The 17,764-nt window shown below is 67.1% G+C and carries 17 protein-coding genes; 10 read left to right on the top strand and 7 right to left on the bottom strand.

Annotated features, from left to right (window positions below; translation table 11 throughout):
* Window positions 1–123 precede the first annotated feature (123 nt).
* The 3 genes from LZC94_36285 to metK all read left to right on the top strand — a co-directional run bounded on the left by LZC94_36285 (window position 124) and on the right by metK (window position 2,720).
* Complete coding sequence (locus LZC94_36285; GenBank protein ID WXB13291.1) at window positions 124–282, top strand: hypothetical protein; 159 nt, start codon at window positions 124–126, stop codon at window positions 280–282.
* Between the two features lie 830 nt (window positions 283–1,112).
* Entirely contained in the window at window positions 1,113–1,259 is a 147-nt protein-coding gene (locus LZC94_36280) for a hypothetical protein (protein ID WXB13290.1), read from the top strand.
* Between the two features lie 144 nt (window positions 1,260–1,403).
* On the top strand, window positions 1,404–2,720 hold the full coding sequence (metK, locus tag LZC94_36275) for a methionine adenosyltransferase (GenBank protein WXB13289.1): 1,317 nt from the start codon (window positions 1,404–1,406) through the stop codon (window positions 2,718–2,720).
* Window positions 2,721–3,018: 298 nt separating this feature from the next.
* On the opposite strand, the gene LZC94_36270 is transcribed toward metK, so the two are convergent.
* Both LZC94_36270 and LZC94_36265 read right to left on the bottom strand, forming a co-directional pair.
* Entirely contained in the window at window positions 3,019–4,122 is a 1,104-nt protein-coding gene (locus LZC94_36270; GenBank protein WXB13288.1) for a hypothetical protein, read from the bottom strand.
* A gap of 106 nt (window positions 4,123–4,228) precedes the next feature.
* A complete protein-coding gene (locus tag LZC94_36265; GenBank protein ID WXB13287.1) occupies window positions 4,229–4,507 on the bottom strand; it encodes an acylphosphatase in 279 nt (92 codons plus the stop codon).
* 160 nt (window positions 4,508–4,667) lie between these two features.
* On the opposite strand from LZC94_36265, the gene LZC94_36260 reads away from it, so the two are divergent.
* Genes LZC94_36260 through LZC94_36250 form a run of 3 tightly spaced genes read left to right on the top strand, consistent with a single transcriptional unit; the run spans window position 4,668 to window position 7,509 of the window.
* Window positions 4,668–5,483 carry a UDP-3-O-acyl-N-acetylglucosamine deacetylase gene (locus tag LZC94_36260; protein WXB13286.1) on the top strand — a complete coding sequence of 272 codons (816 nt, stop codon included), beginning with the start codon at window positions 4,668–4,670 and terminating at the stop codon, window positions 5,481–5,483.
* Window positions 5,476–6,492 (top strand): hypothetical protein, encoded by a 1,017-nt coding sequence (locus LZC94_36255; protein WXB13285.1) that lies wholly within the window; start codon window positions 5,476–5,478, stop codon window positions 6,490–6,492. The genes LZC94_36260 and LZC94_36255 overlap by 8 nt, the downstream gene beginning before the upstream one ends.
* A 36-nt stretch (window positions 6,493–6,528) precedes the next feature.
* On the top strand, window positions 6,529–7,509 hold the full coding sequence (locus LZC94_36250; protein ID WXB13284.1) for an NAD(P)H-quinone oxidoreductase: 981 nt from the start codon (window positions 6,529–6,531) through the stop codon (window positions 7,507–7,509).
* Window positions 7,510–7,546: 37 nt separating this feature from the next.
* Here LZC94_36250 and LZC94_36245 read toward each other — a convergent pair whose 3' ends face one another.
* Entirely contained in the window at window positions 7,547–8,341 is a 795-nt protein-coding gene (locus LZC94_36245; protein WXB13283.1) for a rhomboid family intramembrane serine protease, read from the bottom strand.
* Between the two features lie 101 nt (window positions 8,342–8,442).
* Complete coding sequence (locus LZC94_36240; protein WXB13282.1) at window positions 8,443–9,018, bottom strand: hypothetical protein; 576 nt, start codon at window positions 9,016–9,018, stop codon at window positions 8,443–8,445.
* A gap of 470 nt (window positions 9,019–9,488) precedes the next feature.
* On the opposite strand from LZC94_36240, the gene LZC94_36235 reads away from it, so the two are divergent.
* Genes LZC94_36235 through LZC94_36220 form a run of 4 tightly spaced genes read left to right on the top strand, consistent with a single transcriptional unit; the run spans window position 9,489 to window position 14,340 of the window.
* Window positions 9,489–11,744, top strand: coding sequence for a DUF3570 domain-containing protein (locus LZC94_36235; protein ID WXB13281.1), 2,256 nt, complete (start codon window positions 9,489–9,491; stop codon window positions 11,742–11,744).
* Window positions 11,741–12,262 (top strand): hypothetical protein, encoded by a 522-nt coding sequence (locus tag LZC94_36230; protein ID WXB13280.1) that lies wholly within the window; start codon window positions 11,741–11,743, stop codon window positions 12,260–12,262. Before LZC94_36235 ends, LZC94_36230 begins: the two co-directional genes overlap by 4 nt.
* Window positions 12,263–12,290: 28 nt before the next feature.
* A complete protein-coding gene (locus LZC94_36225) occupies window positions 12,291–12,878 on the top strand; it encodes a hypothetical protein (protein WXB13279.1) in 588 nt (195 codons plus the stop codon).
* Window positions 12,879–12,933: 55 nt separating this feature from the next.
* Window positions 12,934–14,340: a sigma 54-interacting transcriptional regulator gene (locus tag LZC94_36220; GenBank protein WXB13278.1), complete on the top strand. Its 1,407-nt coding sequence runs from the start codon at window positions 12,934–12,936 to the stop codon at window positions 14,338–14,340.
* Between the two features lie 36 nt (window positions 14,341–14,376).
* Here LZC94_36220 and LZC94_36215 read toward each other — a convergent pair whose 3' ends face one another.
* Genes LZC94_36215 through LZC94_36205 form a run of 3 tightly spaced genes read right to left on the bottom strand, consistent with a single transcriptional unit; the run spans window position 14,377 to window position 17,757 of the window.
* A complete protein-coding gene (locus tag LZC94_36215) occupies window positions 14,377–15,993 on the bottom strand; it encodes a hypothetical protein (GenBank protein ID WXB13277.1) in 1,617 nt (538 codons plus the stop codon).
* Complete coding sequence (locus LZC94_36210) at window positions 15,986–17,134, bottom strand: CpaF family protein (GenBank protein WXB13276.1); 1,149 nt, start codon at window positions 17,132–17,134, stop codon at window positions 15,986–15,988. The genes LZC94_36215 and LZC94_36210 overlap by 8 nt, the downstream gene beginning before the upstream one ends.
* On the bottom strand, window positions 17,131–17,757 hold the full coding sequence (locus LZC94_36205; protein WXB13275.1) for a hypothetical protein: 627 nt from the start codon (window positions 17,755–17,757) through the stop codon (window positions 17,131–17,133). The genes LZC94_36210 and LZC94_36205 overlap by 4 nt, the downstream gene beginning before the upstream one ends.
* Between the last annotated feature and the right edge of the window lie 7 nt (window positions 17,758–17,764).

Raw genomic sequence — 17,764 nt, 5'->3', positions numbered from 1 at the left:
AGCGCGCGCTCCTCGACGTCGGGCGCGATATGGATCCTCCGGCCAACGCCAAAGATGCCGTTTGGGGGGCCATCGTTGGCGTGGGGGTCGCGACGACGGGTGCTGCGGCTGCGGCGACGGGGGGTGGTGCGGGTGCTGCCGGTGGCGTGGGGGCTGCTGCTGGTGGTGCGGGGATTGCGGGTGGTGCTGCCGTGGGCGGTGCTGCTGGCGCGGCGGGTGCTGCTGGCGCGGCGGGTGCTGCGGGAACGGTCGCGGCGACGTCGTTTGGTACGGGGGCGTTGATTAAGGTATCGGCGGCGATTGGCATCCTTGGGATCACGGCGGCCCTCGCGGGTGGGCCTAGCGACGAACGTTCACCGGCTCCCCCCGCGCGAACCGCGGTATCCGGCGCGCCTGCCGCATCTCCGCCACGTTCGGAGTCGTCTTCGGCATCGCCACCATCGTCATCGGGCTGGGTCGAGCGTGCGATTGAGCGCCAGGAGCCGCTGCGCGAATCGTTTGCGCGAGCTCCGCGTTCCGAGGGCCTCTCCGGCACGCCGCACGGTCTTGTACCCGAGCTCGATGCGCCGCCTCTTTCTTCGCTCGAATCCTCGGGGTCGACGTCCCTCGTTCCAACGATCCCTCTTCCCCCCGGGATCTCGACCCTGCCAAACGCCGCGCGTGCCGACTCGACATCCGTCATTGAAACGACAGGAGGGGGAGGAGCGCTCTCGGCAGGATCATCTCCACTCGGCGCCACGACGCCCGGCGGGGCAACGCCCGGTGGATCAACGTCCGGCGCCACGACGCCCGGCGGGGCAACGCCCGGTGGATCAACGCCCAGCGGCACGAAACCCAGCGGATTGACCGCTCGTGGATCGACGCCTGGCGGGGCAACGCCCGGAGCCGCGAACCCCGGAGCCACGAAACCCAGCGTAGCCACGCCCGAAGGCGCTCCTGCTCCCAGCGCGAGCGCGACCCCACGACCCCCCGAGCCCGCAGACGAGATAAGCGATCACCTGGCCGACGAAGCAGCCTTGGTCACGGCGGCGCGGCGTGAATTGCGGAAGGGGAATGCGCGGGCCGCGCGGGTGCTGTTGGAGCGAGGGGAGGCTTCGTTCGGGGGTGGAACGTTGGAGGAAGAGCGTAAGGTGCTCTATGTCGAAGCCTTGGTGAAGACGGGCAACCTGCCGCGCGCCAAGTACGAAGCGGTGGCTTTCCTACGTGCACACCCGACCAGCCCACACGCCGCGCGCCTTCGGGCCCTCGTGCAGCAGTAAATCGACCTGAGCCCACTTGTTGCCGTACGCGTAGCCATGCGCCGGATCCCGAGCTATGGTACGGCACCTTCGGCGCGAAGGCGCCGCTTTCAGGGCGAGCTCAGGCTCGTTGGTTATCGGAGAAAAAGAGGAGCCTTTTACCGCATGGCACGCTACCAGTTCACGTCCGAGTCCGTCACCGAAGGCCATCCCGACAAAGTCTGCGATGCCATCTCCGACACCATTCTCGACGCGCTTCTCGCCGAGGACCCCACCTCTCGCGTTGCGTGCGAAGCACTCGCGAAGACCGGTATGGTCGTCGTGGCAGGCGAGGTGACGACCCGCGCATGGGTCGACATCCCCACGCTCGTTCGCAAGACGGTGCTCGACATCGGCTACAACGACTCGTCGCTCGGCTTCGACGGCAACACGTGCGCCGTCCTCACCGCGCTCGAGAAGCAGAGCCCCGACATCTCCCAGGGTGTCACGGAAGGCCAGGGCCTCCACAAGGAGCAAGGCGCCGGCGACCAGGGCCTCATGTTCGGCTACGCCACCGACGAAACGCCGAACCTCATGCCCGCGCCCATCGACTACGCGCACCAGCTCGCGCTGCAGCTCGCGGCCGTTCGCAAGTCCAAGAAGGTCGACTTCCTCCGGCCCGACGGCAAGACCCAAGTCACCCTCGAGTACGAGAACGACGTCCCCGTTCGCGTCGATGCCATCGTCGTCAGCACGCAGCACAGCGAGGCGGTGAAGTACAAGACCCTGCGCGACGCGGTCATCGAGCTGGTGATCAACAAGGTCATGCCGAAGAAGCTGATCGACAAGAACACCAAGTTCCACGTCAACCCCACCGGCCGCTTCGTCATCGGCGGACCGCAGGGCGATTGCGGGCTCACGGGCCGCAAGATCATCGTCGACAGCTATGGCGGCATGGGCCGCCACGGCGGCGGCGCCTTCTCCGGCAAGGACCCGTCCAAGGTCGATCGCTCGGCGTGCTACTACGCGCGCTACGTCGCCAAGAACGTCGTGGCCTCGGGCGTTGCCCGTCGTTGCGAAGTGCAGGTCGCCTACGCCATCGGCGTGGCCAAGCCCGTCGGCGTTCACGTGAACACCTTCGGCACCGGCAAGGTCGACGACGAGAAGCTCGCCAAGTACATCCTCGACAGCTTCGACATGCGCCCCAAGGCGCTCATCGAGGAGCTTGATCTGCTCAAGCCGATCTACAAGAAGACGGCCGCCTACGGTCACTTCGGCCGCAAGGGCTTCTCGTGGGAGGAGACCAACCGCGCCGAGGCCATCGCCTCCGACCTCCTCGGCTCCAAGCCGAAGGGCACCGTGGTCTCCAAGAAAACCGCCGCCAATGGAGCCACCAACGGCGCCCACGCCAATGGCGCAAACGGCAAGGCCGCTGCCGCCAAGAAAGACAAGAAGCGCGCCCCCGCCAAGCGGGCCAAGAAAGACGTCACCGCCGGCGCCTGATCGCCCCGCATCCGTAGGTCGCTACACGCCCTTTCCCGCGCCGGAGTTCTCGGCCGCCGGGAGAGGGCGTTCTGCTTTGCGGTGGAGGAACAGAAGGATCGCGGCGAGCCGCTACACGCTCTTTCCCGCGCCGGAGTTCTCGGCCGCCGGGAGAGGGCGTTCTGCTTTGCGGTGGAGGAACAGAAGAATCGCCGCGAGCAGCTATACGCCCTTCCCGCGCCGGGATCTCGGCCGCCGGGAGAGGGCGTTCTGCTTTTGCGGTGGAGGAACAGAAGGATCGCCCCGCGTCCGAAGGTCGCTACACGCCCTTTCCCGCGCCGGAGTTCTCGGCTGCCGGGAGAGGGCGTTCTGCTTTGCGGTGGAGGAACAGAAGGATCGCGGCGAGCAGCGCGACGATCGCGGCGCCGATCCCGATGCCCATACGAAGGCGATGCGTCCGCGACTGCTCCTCGGCGTCGAGGCGCTCGAGCGCAGCCTTGGCTTTCTCGTTGTCGGGGTGGAGCTCCAGCGCGCGGCGAAGGGCCTCGCGATCGAGGACCCCGCGCTCTGCGAGCCCGCGCGCCTCGATGGTCGCGATGGCGCTGGTGACCCGGTTTCGCTCGGTGCCCTCGGGCGATAGGCGCTCGGCCCTCCGGTAGTAGTCGAGGGCGCGCGCCGGATCGGTCGCCTCGAGCGACTCCGCGTACCGCAGATAGATGGGCACCGCCTCACCGCGCCGCTCGAACGAAGGCGCCCGCGCAAAGACTTGATCGAGCGCGGCGACGGCCGCCTCCGGCGTGTCGCCCTTGGCCTTCGCGAGCGCCTCGTCGAAGAGCGCGTAGAGATCGCGCAGGCGCGCGTGGTCCATCAGCCGGAAAAGCTCGCGGGCGAGCTCGGGCGCCCCCCAGCCCTCCGGCGGCGGGCCGTTCTTCAAGTTCGTGTACGTCTCGCGCAGCTTGGAGAGCGCGCTGTCGCCGTACTGCACGATGGCCTCGCGCGCGGCCTCGCGCACCGGGGTGCGGTCCGAGTTCGCAAAGGCGAAGATGGCGCCCAGCGCGTCGAGATCGCGCGTCTTGCCGTAGGCGCGGAGCACCTCGGCCAGGAGGGCGGCGTCCTTGGTTTGCACCGCCTCCCCCGGCACCTTCTTGTTCATGCTCTCGAGCACCGCGATGGCCCACTTGCGCGTCTCCAGCGGATTCGCGCGGCCCTTGGCCTCGATCAGCGCCGGTACGGCCACCTCGCCGAGCTCCTGGAGCAGGCGCGCAGCCTCCTCACGGTACGCGCTGTTCGCCATGGCCGTCGCGACGATCCGATGCGCGGCCTGCGACGTCCCCGCGTCGGCGAGCACAGCGAGAGGCGCGCCCGGATCGGACGCAGGCGGCGCGGGACCCTGCGCACGGGCGCCCTGTGCCGCGAGCACCATCGCGCCCGCGAGCAGAGCGGCCAGACCGGACGGCGTCGCGGCTCGAAGCGTCGAACCTCGACGGGTCGCGGCTCGAGCTGGCGCGCCTCGACAGGTCGCGCGGAGGCTACTGCTCGATGCGAAAGTCGAAAAATTCGCCCGTATAGCTCTTCCAGCGCACGTCGACGTTATCGACACGTGCGGCCGATGGGCCGTGCTGCGCCCACCCGATGATCTCCTTGATTGCGTCTTCTTCTCCTTCTGCACGGATCTCCACCGCACCATCGTTGCGGTTCTTCACCCAGCCTGTGATGCCAAGACGACGGGCCTCGCGCTGCGCTGAGGCTCGGAAAAAAACACCTGTGACTCGTCCCTTAACGACGAGGTGGACTCCCTTGTTCGCCATTGTTTTCTCGAAGGCCGATTATTCACGCTTGCCGGTCCCCCGCCAATCCCACTTGTTCCGTTGGGGCCGTGCTATTTGCACCACTGCCTGGTGCCGACCGTGCTGATTTCGCTTCCCATCACCCATTCGATGATCCTGACGGCCCATCATGGTCACTAAAGTGACCAGTTCGGTTGATGGTCGCGGAACGTTTGGCGGCCTGCTCGCCGCGGTCACCTTGCGCCGAACGGCCGGCCCGATTCGTTTGGCGGGCGCGCCCCTCGCGGCCTATCGGTTCGTCCCTTCGCTTCGAACGACGACCATCGAACGGGCCGTCACGCACCCCGCGCCCTCCGCGAACCACGCAGCCCGACGAGTCGGAACGGTCGAACACCTGTTCGCGGCGTTCGGCGGGCTCGGCATTCACGCGGGGGTGGCCATCGAGGTGGAAGGGGACGAGCTCCCGTTCGTCGATGGAGCGGCGCTGCGCTGGTGCAAGGCGCTCGCTGAGCTCGGTGTACCTGGCTCGCCCCCGCGGTGCAAGGTCGCGCGCGAAGGTGAGATATTTGTAGGCACAAGCAAATACCATTTCGTCCCTTCGCCCGGCACCACCGTGGCGATCACCCTCGAGCTCGACCACCCCACGCTCGAGCGCCGCGCCGAGTGGCACGGCGATCCACACGATTTCATGGAGCGTATCGCGCCCGCGCGCACGTTCCTCTTCGCGCACGAGATGGCGAAGCTCGCCGACCTCGGCATGATGGCGCACGTGGACGCCGCCAGCGTCGTGATCGTCGGCGAGCACCAGCTCCACGCCGCCGGCCCCGCCGCCGCGCGCGACGAGCCCGCGCGGCACAAGCTGCTCGACTTGGTCGGCGACGCCTTTCTCTACGGCGGGCCACCCGCGGGGCGCATCGACGCGTTTCGCCCGGGGCACGCGGCCAACCATGAAGCGATGATCCGTGCACGCGCGATGGGCATCGTGGTCGATGGATAGTATTTACGACGCGGTGCGACGGCGTCTCGGGCTCCTCAAAGGCTTCATGGCTCTCGTGACGGCCCTCGAAGCGCCGCCCGCTCGGGCCCAAGCCGCAGGCGCAGACACCGCTGCGAGCGCGGAGGCGAAGCAGAAGGCTCAGACCCCTCCGCCAGCGCCGCTGCCCCCGCCTTTGTTGGACACCAAGGTCGGCGGCGGCACCACGCAGCTGCCCACGGCACCGCGGGCCCCCACGCTCCCCGAGCTCGCGCACGCCGAGCGCGAGGCCACCATCGAGTGGACCACGGGCGCGTACTACCCGCGCGACAGCAGCGAGCTGCGCGGCCACGTACCGGTTCACATCCTTCGTCTCAGCACCGAGCTGCCGGTCCACCAGCGCTCGTTCTTCGTCGGCGGAACGTACGAGGCCGCCCTCGGCTCGCCGGCGAGCACGCGCGCGCCGTTCGTGCTCGGCGGCAACGTGGAGCTTCAAGGGCGCGGTGTGTGGTCGACGAGCACGGGGCTCGCCTTTGGGGCCGGGCTCGGGATCATGTTTCCGACCGCGAGCTTCGACCGCGAGTCGCGCGATGCTTTTTCGCTCGCCAGCGCGGCCATCGCGCTTCGTCCTTGGGACTACTCGTTCTTTCAAAACGGCACCTTCGCGTTTCGTCCCTTCGTGGACGTGCACGACACGGTGGGGCCGTTCATCATCCAGTTTCGCGAGGGCCTGGAGTGGACCTTTGGCGTTCGCGACGACACGGGCCAGCGCGTCTTCTCGCTCGCCACGCTCTATGTGGCGGTTCGCCTGTTCGACACGGTCGCGCTGGGCATGGAGGCCTACCAGCTCTACATCATCGACGCGTACGTGGCCGATGAGCGGCGCGCCTTTTACGCCATTTCACCCTCGGTCCGCATGATGCTGCGCCATGTGCAGCCGTCGATTGGGATCCTCCGCAGCGTTGGCCCGCCGTTCTACCCGGCGACCGACACGACCACCGCCATGCGAGCTGGGCTGACGCTTCTTTGGTGATCCATTTCTCGGGGGTTCTGGCACGCTGACCGCACCATGCGCGCCATCGTCATTGCCCGCTTCGGCGGCCCCGAGGTCCTCGAGCTCCGCGACGTCCCCACGCCCGAACCCTCGCGCGGGGAGGTCCGCGTTCGCATTCGCGCCACCGCCATCAACCGCGCGGATCTGCTCCAGCGCATGGGGTTCTATCCGCCGCCGGCCGATGCTCCGCAGGACATCCCCGGCCTGGAGTTCGCCGGCGAAGTCGAGGCGCTCGGTCCTGGCGTTGCCGACGTCGCCCTGGGCGATCGCGTGTTCGGTCTCGCGGGCGGAGGCACCTACGCCGAGGCCATCGTCGTTCATGCGCGGACGCTCGCGAAGATCCCGCAAGGAATTTCGTTCACCGCGGCCGCGGCGATCCCCGAGGCGTTCATCACGGCCTACGATGCCATGGTCTCGCAAGGGGCGCTCGCCTCGGGCGAAGTGGTCCTCGTGCACGCCGTCGGCAGCGGGGTCGGGACGGCCGCCGTTCAAATTGCGCGCGCCATCGGCGCTCGCGCCATCGGCACATCGCGCACGGCCGACAAGCTGGAGCGCGCGCGCGCGTTCGGCATGGTGGATGGCATCCTCGCCGAAGGCGGCAAGTTCGCCAGCAAGGTCCTCGACCTCACCGGCGCCCGCGGCGCCGACGTCGTGCTCGATCTGGTGGGCGGCGGCTACCTCGCCGAGGATCTCGCGTGCATCGCCCCCGGCGGTCGCATCGCCGTGGTCAGCATGGCCGGCGGCGCCACCGCCGACATTCCGCTCGGTCCCCTCATGACCCGGCGCGCCCGCATCTTCGGCACCGTGCTGCGCTCGCGGCCCCTCGAGGAGAAGATCGCGGCGGCCCGCGTGTTTGCTCGGCACATCGTCCCGCTCGTCGCCCAAGGGGCCGTGGCGGCGGTCGTGGACCGCGTTTTACCGCTGGATCAGGCGCCGGCGGCGCATGCTTGCGTGGCGCAGAACGATTCGTTCGGCAAGGTGGTCCTGGAGGTGTGACGGGGGCTGAGCGCGCCCCTCCCGCGCGCCCGCCGCCTCAATGATTCTTCGCGTGCACGAGGCACAGATTGCGCGGCTTGCCGCCGCAGCGTTCGCAGGAGCAGACGCGGATGTCCGCGTCGTCTTCGTCTTCGCGGGCGCCGCAGATGGCGCAGCTGCGGCCGCCGGTGACGGCGCGGGGGGCTTCGGAGTGGAAGGAGGTGCGGCGGGCGGCTTGGCGCGCCACGGTGTTGCGTTGCTTCGAGAGGCCCCAGAGGTGGCCGCCGAAGAACAGGAAGTAGTTGGTGAAGGACGCGAGGATGGCCGCGCGCTCCGTCCAGTCGCCGGTGACCAGACGGATGCCGTAGAGGGCGGCCAGGAAAATGCCTAGCCACTTCGCCTTCACCCGAAGGACGAAGAACATATAAAATTCGTAATCGGGAAACACGGTCGCGAATGCGAACGTCAGCGACAAATTCAAATAGAAATTGCCCTGCGCCCCGCCGCTGATGAAGGCCGCCGCCGTGGTCCCCAGCATGCCGAACAGGTAGTACGCGTTGAGCTTGAACGCGCCCCACTCGGAGTCCAGCTGCGAGCCGATGATCCACGTCCAATACATCGAGAACAGCACCCACAAACCCGAGCGGCTCTGCGGGAGGAACAAGTAGGTGAAGAGACGCCACACCTCGCCCCGCTCCACCCGCTGCAGATCGAGGGTCAGCGAGCCGATGAACCGCGGATCCAAGGTGGCCAGCACGAAGACGATGGCCATGCCGCCGACGATGAAGGTCGTGAGGTTGGGGATCGCGAATTTACCAAACCGCCGCTCGAGCCGTGCCAGAAGCCGTTCCATCTACGGAAGACTCTTAGCAGAATCCCGCCCCCGCGACGCCATCCGCGTTTTTTGCGCTCTTTAACGGAGCAGCACGGTGTGCCGTAACCCCGGCCGTGGCGCTAATTGTTCGGTGCGCCACACGCGAGCCACTTGCGGATGGTCTCCATCTGCGCAGCGGTCGCGAGCTGACCCGTCGACGTCTTGGGCATCTGCGACCCGCAGGCGCCCCCCAGGTTGCAGACCATCCCCGAACCGTCGGGGTCCTTGCCGCAGACATCGATGTACGGCTTCTTGTTGCCCGGCATGATGAACAGGGCGAGCTGCGCCCGCGCCGCCTCGGGATCGGTGTCGCTCATGATCGGCGAGGTGCCGTTGTCGCCGTGGCACGCGGTGCCCGAGGAGCACTTCATGGTGCCGGCGGTCTTGAACATCGGCTCGAAGATGTCTTTCTTCCAACTCGTGTCGCAAGGACCGCCGTCGATGGGACCTTTGCCGCCGCACAAGCTTTGAAGTGGAGGCGTGCCTCCGTCGCCCGCCGGCGCCGGGTTCTTCGGCCCCGGGAACTGGCGCGGCCCGAGGCTCTCGGCCGGACCATAGTTCGTCCGCTCTTGTTCGGGGAGGCAAGCCAAGCTGGCGCACGTCGCGAACGCAACGAAGGCGAGCGCTTTGGCGATGAACAACTTACCGCGTCGCATGGTGTCCTTATTACGGACGTGCGGCCCCCGCGCAACCGAATCCGACATACGGTTTCGATGGTTTTTGCCGGCGGATCACGCGCGATCCGGGGTGGGTTGGCTAATGCCCATTGCAATTTTCAATATGACGTTTTCGCGCGTGTATCCGTCCGCGGCCGGCAATGTAAGAGCTGGCGCGCGACATGCTTTATTCGAGAACTCCGATGTCCAGGAGCAATACCTTCCGCCGGGCTCTGGTAACAGCAGTCCTCCTGTCCGTCTCCTCGTTCGGTTGCGCCAAGGTCATGCCTTACCAGCGTGGCACTCTCGCGCATCCGACCATGACGACGGAGGACATGGGTAGCCCCATCGACGCACACGTACGCGACGTCAGTGAGGGGGCGAAAGGTGGTTTGGGCGGCGGTGGTGGTGGCTGTGGTTGCAACTAGAAATTGCGTCTAACCCCGACAACTTTCCGGTACTTTAGCCCCGTGCTCCAGCGACGCACCGACGGAGTGATGGCGGTGCTTCTCGCCGTCACGCTGCACCTGTTGTTCCTTCTGGCGGCCCCCCGCATCGCGCATGCGGCGCTCCCCGATGACGCAGCCGCGGAGGAGCACGTTCGCGGGGTGCTCACCGAGGAATACGCAAAAGCGCAATACTCGGAGGCAAAGCGAAAGCTCGTTTCGGAACTCGAGCGGTGCCGTCGCCCCGGCCGCTGCAGTCCTTCGGTCAAAGCGCAAATTTACATTGCTCTGGGGATGGTCGCGTCGCAGCTCGGTGTCGCCAGCGAAGCAAAGAATCATTTCTCCAATGCGTTTTCGGAAGATCCGAGCGCCAAGCTGCCCGAGCGGGCCACCCCCACCATGCGCACCCAATTCATGGAGTCGCGCGTAAAAGGTGTCGTCATCCCACCGCCGCCGATGCCGGCGCCCACGGAGACCACGGCCGCCCAGTTGGAAGACACATCCGCGCCCTCGCCCGGTGCGGCGCCGATGCCGGCGGCGCCCACGGGAAAAATCCCGGGATGGGAGAACAATCAGGCGTTTCAGTATGCGAGCGCAGGGATGAACGCCGACTTGGCGGGCAACCTCGAGGGCTGCATCGAGAACGACAAGAAGTCGCTCGAGCTCGAGGAGAAAGCGCGCACCCGCCTTCACCTGGCCTCGTGCGAAAACCGCGCGGGGAAGCTGATCGACGCCCTCAAAAATACGCAAAAAGCTCTCAAGATGGGCATCGATCAAAAGGACGCAGGGGTCATGCGCGCGGCGCGGCAGCGCGTGCAGGACATCGTTCCGCGCGTTCCCCACGTGACATTCGATCCGCCCAATGGTGTCACCAATCTGGCGGTAAAATTCGATGAGCGCGAGGTCAAAGGGGACCTGAGGAAGAAGTTCTCCGTCGATCCCGGCAAGCACCAAGTGCACGCGGAGGGCACCGGAAACGGCAACGCGCTCTCGTACGACGAGGAGATCGAGGTCAAAGAAGGCGAGACGTACACCGTCAAGATCACCATGAAGTCGCGCGCGCCGGAGTTCCTCACCCAGGGGCAGCTCGCGTGCATGACGGCCGCCAAGAATCAGGAAGACGTTTTGAAGTGTCTCCCGTCGAACGCCAAGAACCTGGTGGTCAAGCTGGGCCTCGACATGTCCGGCTATACGGACAACACGCACGTTCATGTCGCGAGCCCCGCCATCAACGCGCAGGTCATCTCGCCCACCGCGGGGTGGAACGTGGGCGGCAGCTTCCTCGCCGACTTCGTGACGGCGGCGTCGCCCGACATCGTCTCGACCGCCTCGAGGGCCTTCGTCGAGCGGCGTTATGCGGGGACCCTCGGCGGCGGGTACAAGGTGGGCATTTTCGGCCTTCAGGCCAATGGCTCGTTCTCGTCGGAGCCCGATTACCTCAACCTGAATGGCGGCGGCTCCATCACGGCCGACTTGAACGACAAGCTGATCACCCCGCGCCTGGCCTTCTCGCACTCGGACGGCACCATCGGCCGAAATGACACGCCGTTCTCCAACGTGCCGCTCTACCACCTCGGCGACAAGCGAAAGCTCTACACCAACTCGTTCGAGCTCGGCGTGACGTTCGTGATGTCGCCCACGTCGGTGCTCGTGGTGGGCGGCACCATGGATACGGAGCGCGGCGATCAGTCGAAGATCTACCGCTATGTGCCGATGTTCTCGCCCAACGTGGCCGGCAAGATCCAGGCGGGCGTGCCCGCGGACGTGGTCAACGCCAACCGCCTGCCGTACCGCCCGCAGGAGCAGCTCCCCAACGAGCGCGATCGCTTCGCCTTTGCGCTGCGCTTCTTGCACCGCTTCTCCAGCGCGACCCTGCGCCTGGACCAGCGCCTCTATTACGACACCTGGCAGACCAAGGCGACCACCACCGATCTCCGGTACGTGCAGGACATCGGGCGGCATCTGCGTCTCTGGCCGCACCTTCGCTTTCACGCGCAGACCGGCGTCAATTTCTATCGGCTCGCCTATGCGGCCTTGACGCGCGACGATGGAACGGTGGTCCTTCCCACGTACCGCACGGGCGACCGCGAGCTGAGCCCGATGATCGGCGCGACCCTCGGGGCAGGGGCGCGCATCGCGCTCGGCTCACCGGAGGCGACGACCCAGTACGCGATCACCGTCCAGGGCGACTACATGTACTCGTACTACTTCAATTCGCTCTACATCGTTCAGAGGCAAGCCCTGTACGGGTCGTTCGGCTTCGAGGTGGAGTTCCAATGAGGGCCGCGCCGTATCTCACCTTGCTGGCCACGTTGGCCTTGGCCGCATCGGCCGCGTCGTGCACGGATCCCGTGATCGACGAGGCCATCGCCAAGCTGGGCGACGAGCCCGCGAGCCCGGGGCCCGGACCCAACCATCGCCCCAACCAGCCTTGCGTTCTCTGCCACCAACCGGCGGGCACGGCCAACTCGCACTTTGCCGTGGCGGGAACGATTTACGATGTGGCCGATCCCAAGGCGGCCAAGGGGGTCGAGGGGGTCCAGATCCTGATGGTCGATGCGGCCGGCACCTCGCCGAGGGGGAACGTCTTCACCAACAAGTCGGGGAACTTCTTCGTGCGCGACACCGATTGGCCCGATCTGCAATTTCCCTTTCACGTCAAAATCAACAAAGATGGAAACAACAAGCTCATGACCAGCCACGTCGGCCGTGAGCCCTCCTGCGCCGGGTGCCACCGCGATCCCGTCAAAGGGGTGAGCAACGACCGATTCGGAGCGGTCGGGCGCGTTCACTTGTGAGACCCGCGTGAAACCAGGGAGCTCGACCATGGGTGCGATCTCGAAACGGAAAACGGCGGCGGCGCTCCTCTCGGTCGCGCCGCTCGCGGTCGCGATGCTCGTCGCGTCTTCCTGCGCGCCCGCGCCGGAAGACGGGCGCCTGACCACCTTGAAGACCCGGCCCGACGAAGGCGCGTTCAAGACCGGCAATGTCAGCTATTTCCTCGAGCGACGTTGTGGGACGCTCGATTGTCACGGCCGGCTCGAGCGGCCGCTGCGCATCTATGGCGCGTATGGCTTGCGGCTGCCCAACGACGCGGGCATCGTGCCGAGCGACACGCCGGCGACGGCCGCGGAGCAGACGGCCAACTACCGCTCCGTGCTCGGCCTGGAGCCGGAGCAGTTGAATCGCGTCATGACGGGGGACGATCCGAACATCCTGCTGCTCATCTCCAAGCCGCTCGCCTACGATCCCGAGCGCAAAGAGACCCAAAATGGCGTGCGCCATCGCGGCGGCCCCCAGATCATCCGCAACCAAGACGGCTACAGGTGCTTGTACGACTGGCTAAAGGGCGCCTTCACCGACGCCTCGGCCCAGGCTTGCCGCACCGCAGGCGACGCGCTCGCCCCGAAGTGATCCTCTCCGTCGAAGCTCGGCCGGCCGCCGTTTTGGGTATGCTTACGGGATCGACATGTCTCGTTTGGATGACGGAACGCTATCCATCGCCGATGACGCTCCCGACGCTGGCGCAGGGTCGCGCGGCGCGCACCTTTTTCTGGTCCTCGAAAGCTCCAAACCCCTCGCCCCTCCCGTGCGCATCGCCCTGGAGGGCATGGCCCAGGTGGTCTTTGGCCGCGGCAGCTCGCGCGCCATCGGGCGCCAGCAGATAGGCACGCCGAATCAGCTGAGCGTGCGCATGGCCGATCCCTGGCTCTCGTCGACCCACGCGCGGCTCACGTACGTGCTCCGCCGGTGGGTCCTCGAGGACGCGGGCTCCAAAAATGGATGCATTGTGCAAGGAGTTCGCAAGGCGCAGGCGCAGCTGGTGGACGGCGACATCATCGAGCTGGGGTACACGTTCTTCATCTTCCGCGAAGATCTCGCGCACGAGCCGGGCGATCCGGCCATCTTCGAGGCGCCGCGCGCGGAGGGCGGGGCCGCGGGCAAGCTCTCCACCCTGATCCCTTCGCTGGAGCGCAGCTTTACGAGGCTGGCGTCGGTCGCCAAGTCGACGGTGTCGGTGCTCATCGAGGGGGAGACGGGCACCGGCAAGGAGGTGATCGCGCGCAACCTGCACGAGCAATCCGATCGGCGCGGCGATTTCGTGGCCATCAACTGCGGCGCGCTGCCGCGCGATCTGGTCGAAGGGGAGCTCTTCGGCTACCGCCGCGGCGCGTTCTCGGGCGCCACCGAGGATCGCCCGGGGCTGCTCCGCAGCGCCGATCGCGGGACCCTCTTCCTCGACGAAATTGGCGATCTGCCCGCGCCGTCGCAGGCGGCCTTGCTTCGCGTCCTCCAAGAGCGCGAGGTGCGGCCGGTGGGCGCAACGCGGCCGGTCCCCGTGGATTTGCGGGTCGTCGCCGCCACGCACCGCCCGCTCGAGCGCATGGTGGAGAACGGGACCTTTCGCGCGGACCTCTTTGCGCGCCTGGCGGGCTATCGCATCGAGCTGCCGCCGCTGGCCATGCGGCGCGAGGATCTGGGCGTCATCACCGGGACCATCTTGCGCGAGCTCGCCCCCGAGCGCGCCCAAAGCCTGGAGCTGGCCCCGCGTGCGGCGCGCGCGCTCCTTTACTATCCGTGGCCGGGCAATGTGCGCGAGCTCGAGAAGTGCCTCGAGTCGGCGCTCATTTTGGTCGGGGAGGGGACGCGCATCGAGCTCGAGCACCTACCGGGCGCCGTGCAAGCGGCGCTGGAGAGCACGAACCTTCTGCGCCGCAGCAGCGAGGGCAACGCCGAGCGCGAGAAGCTGGTCACCTTGCTGCGCGAGCACAAAGGAAACATCGCGGCCGTGGCCCGCACCATGGGAAAGGCGCGCATGCAGATCCAGCGCTGGCTCAAACGGCACCAGATCGATCCGGAGAGCTTTCGGAAATGAGGTAACCGCCCGGGCGCTCGGGTCGGTACGACCGACTCAGGGCCCCGACGGGCTGCCCTTGTTCGCCTCGCGCATGATGCGGGCGGCCTCGCGGAACGCGGCGTTGCCCGGGTTGGCGGCGGCGAGCTGCTCGTAGAGCTTTGCGGCGTTGTCGTATTGGCCTTCGACCACGGCGTCCGCGGCCATGCGCTCGAGCGACTTCTTCGCCGGCATCGGCATGACCGTCATCAAAGCCGGGAGCTCGGACGGGATCTTGCCGATTTGCGAAGCCGCCGGATCGGGGGTGGGCGGCTTGCCGCCGGGCGTGGGGGGGGGCGCCGCGGTGGGCGGAGCTTGCGTCGCTGGCGGCGAGGTGCGCGTGTTGCCTGCTGCGGCGTTGTTCGCGCCCGCGGCATTGTTCGCGCCCGCGGCATTGTTCGCGCCCGCGGCGTTGTTCGCCATGGCGCCGTTGATGTTGGCCCCGGCTTGCGGCTGCGTGTTCGTCGCGACCGTAGGTTGCGGGCCGCGCGCCTGGGGTTGCGCGCTCGGGGTCGCCGACGTGGCCGACGCCGACGATACGGGCGTGCTGACGGTGTCCGCCGCGACCGGGTCGGCCTCCGGCTCCGCGCCGCCGCCGAGAACGAGGAAGCCCCCGGAGGGAATTCCGAACAGGAGCAGCACCAACGCCAGCCGCTTCACGGGGCTGTACGAGTTGAACTCCTGCTTGAACTTGTCGAGCGCCGATGTCGCCGCAGGTTGCGCGGCCGGCAGCTGCTGCGCCGGACCCGTCACGCTGGCGCCCGCGCCCCAAGGCTGCCCTTGCTGCATGCCCATGGGCCCGCCGGGAGCTCCCCCGGGCCCGACGCCCATCATCCCCGGCGGGAGCGCGCCCTGCTGCGCGTAACCTTGCTGCGGCATCTGCGGCGCGAGGCCCGGCGGCATGAAGGCGGGCGACGACGGGCGCTCGATCGGCTGCATGCGCGTGACGTCGTTGCTATCCTCCGCCGGTCCAGGCTGCGGCGCCTGCGCGGCCGCCGCATCGATGGGCTTGTAGCGCGTCGAATCGTTGTCCTGCGCGCCCGCAAAGGCGTTGGCGCCTGCTGGCGGAGGATAAGCCGGTGCCGCAGGTGCGGGTTGCGCGCGCATCGGCGCGGTTTGCGGTCGCGGGGCCGGCACCGCCATGCGCGGCGCGGGCGGGGACATCCGCGCCATGTGCGCGGCGGCGTTGATGCCATCGGCGGGGGTGCCCGCGGCCGGTCGCGGCGCGGGCCCGCGGTGGCGGTTGGGATCGAACACCACCGTCTTGGGCTCGAAGTTATCGGCCACCGGCTCGGCGACTGTCTGATCCGCCTCTTCGAACACGGCGGTATCGATGCGGTAGACGAGCTGCACCTCACCCAGCTCGATGGTGCTCGGCATGTGCACTTCGGTCCAGGCGCGCGCCACCCGGTGGCGGTTCACCATCACCGGCGCTTCGTCGTCGGCGCTCTGCACGAACAGCGCCTTGCCATCGAAGTAAATGTAGCCGTGGACATCGAGCACCCCGGCGCCCTCGACCCGCCACATGCCCGTTTGACCGACGCTGGTGGGATCCAGAACGGAACCCGGTGTCAGGCTGATCTGTCGTGGATCGCCATGTCCTGCTCTCAACTCGATGACGGAAGCTTCAGCCATGACCATTACTTTGCGCGGCGTGCGCAGCGTCGTAGATGCACGCGGGGAGATCCATACCGTGCTCGTGAACCTGTTCGAGGCATCGGGGCATGATTCCAGACGGGACGAACTCGCTCAAGATCTCGCCCTTGGACCCCATCCCCAGGTACTTCCGAACGAACACGTCTTGCGTGATGTACGAGTTCGTATTTTGATCGAAACCGAGCACCTCGGTGATGTGCGTCATCTTGCGCGAACCGTCCTGCAGGCGCGAGACCTGCACGATCAAGTTTACCGCGGAACCGAGCTGAATGCGCATGGCAACCAGCGGCATTTCGATGTCGCTCATCATCGCCATGGTCTCGAGCCGGCTCAGCGTGTCGCGCGGGTAGGTGGCGTGGAGGGTGGAGAGACACCCACCGTGACCCGAGGTCATCGCTTGAATCAAGTCGAGGGCTTCGCCACCACGGATCTCCCCAACGACGATTCGGTCGGGACGCATACGCAGGGTGGCCTTGAAGAGATCGCGGATGGACACCGCGCCGCGCCCCTTGGGATCGCCGGGCCGCGCCTCGAGCTGCACGACGTGCGCTTTTTGGAGCTGCAGCTCGCGCGAGTCCTCGATGATGACCACGCGCTCGCCCTCGGGGATGAACGACGAGAGCGCGTTGAGCATGGAGGTCTTGCCGCTGCCCGTTCCTCCGGCCACCAGGATGTTCAGCTTGCTGGCGACCATGGCGTGCAGCGCGCTCGCCGCGTCCTCGGTGAGGGCGCCGAAGCCGATGAGGCGCTGAACGGTCAACGTCTCCTTGAAGAAGCGACGGATGGCGATGGCCGGACCATCGGGCGCGCAGGGCGGGAGCACCGCCTCGACGCGCGATCCGTCGGGCAAGCGACCTTCGAGGATCGGCTTGAACTCGTCGGCGTGCTTGCCGACGAACTGCGCCAGGTTGCGGAGGCCCGCCGCCAAGTGCTCGCGGCTCTCGAACTTGGCCTCCGTGAGGGTCAGCTGGCCTTTGCGCTCGATGTAGATCTGGCCGGGGCCGTTGATCATGACCTCGCTCACCGCCGGATCGTCCAAGAAGGGACGGATGGGGGCGAAGAACTGGAGCAGGGTCTCTTCGAAGACTTCCTTGGGGATTTTTTCGTGGCCGCCGCTCATTGGACGCTCTTGAGTAAGGAGGCCTGCGCCTCTTCTGCGTGCGAGCCTCCGGGTTGAAGGCGAAGATACTCGCGAAAATGGTGATCGGCCCCGAGCGGATCCTCGTGGCTGTCGCGCATCAGCACCGCCATCGCGTAGTGCGCCTCCGCGTCGTCGGGGCGCGCGCTGAGCACCTTCTCGAGGTTGCCGCGCGCGCTGATCACGTCGCCCACGCCCATGTAGAGCGTGGCCAGCAAGAACCGGGAGCGATGGTCGGCGGGGTGCTGCTTCAAGTGCTCCTCCGCGTACTTGATGCCGACCTGGAAGCGCCCATCCTGGATGCATACGCGCAGGAGCATCGGGAGGATCTTCCGCTCGTCGCCGCCGGAGTTGATGGCCGCCGCGAAGTACTGCTCGGCGCGCGTGAGATCGCCTACGTTGGCGTACGCCTTTCCGTACTCCACGAGGCGGTCGGGGTTCTGCTCCTTGGTGAAGGCGCGAATGTTCGACTTGGCCGCCTCCCCGCGCACGCTGGTGGGAGGGCCGCACCCCAGGAGCAGCGCTGCGGGAAACGCCACACACGCGAGGGTGGTGACGGTTCCCTTGGGGGTGCAAAAACGGAGACCTACACGAAAACCTGCCATGGTGTTT

The sequence above is a fragment of the Sorangiineae bacterium MSr11954 genome, assembly GCA_037157815.1.
GTDB classification, from domain to species: domain Bacteria; phylum Myxococcota_A; class Polyangia; order Polyangiales; family Polyangiaceae; genus Pendulispora; species Pendulispora albinea.
Note: the sequence above shows the minus strand (reverse complement) of the source record. Positions and strands in the feature narration are given on the sequence as shown.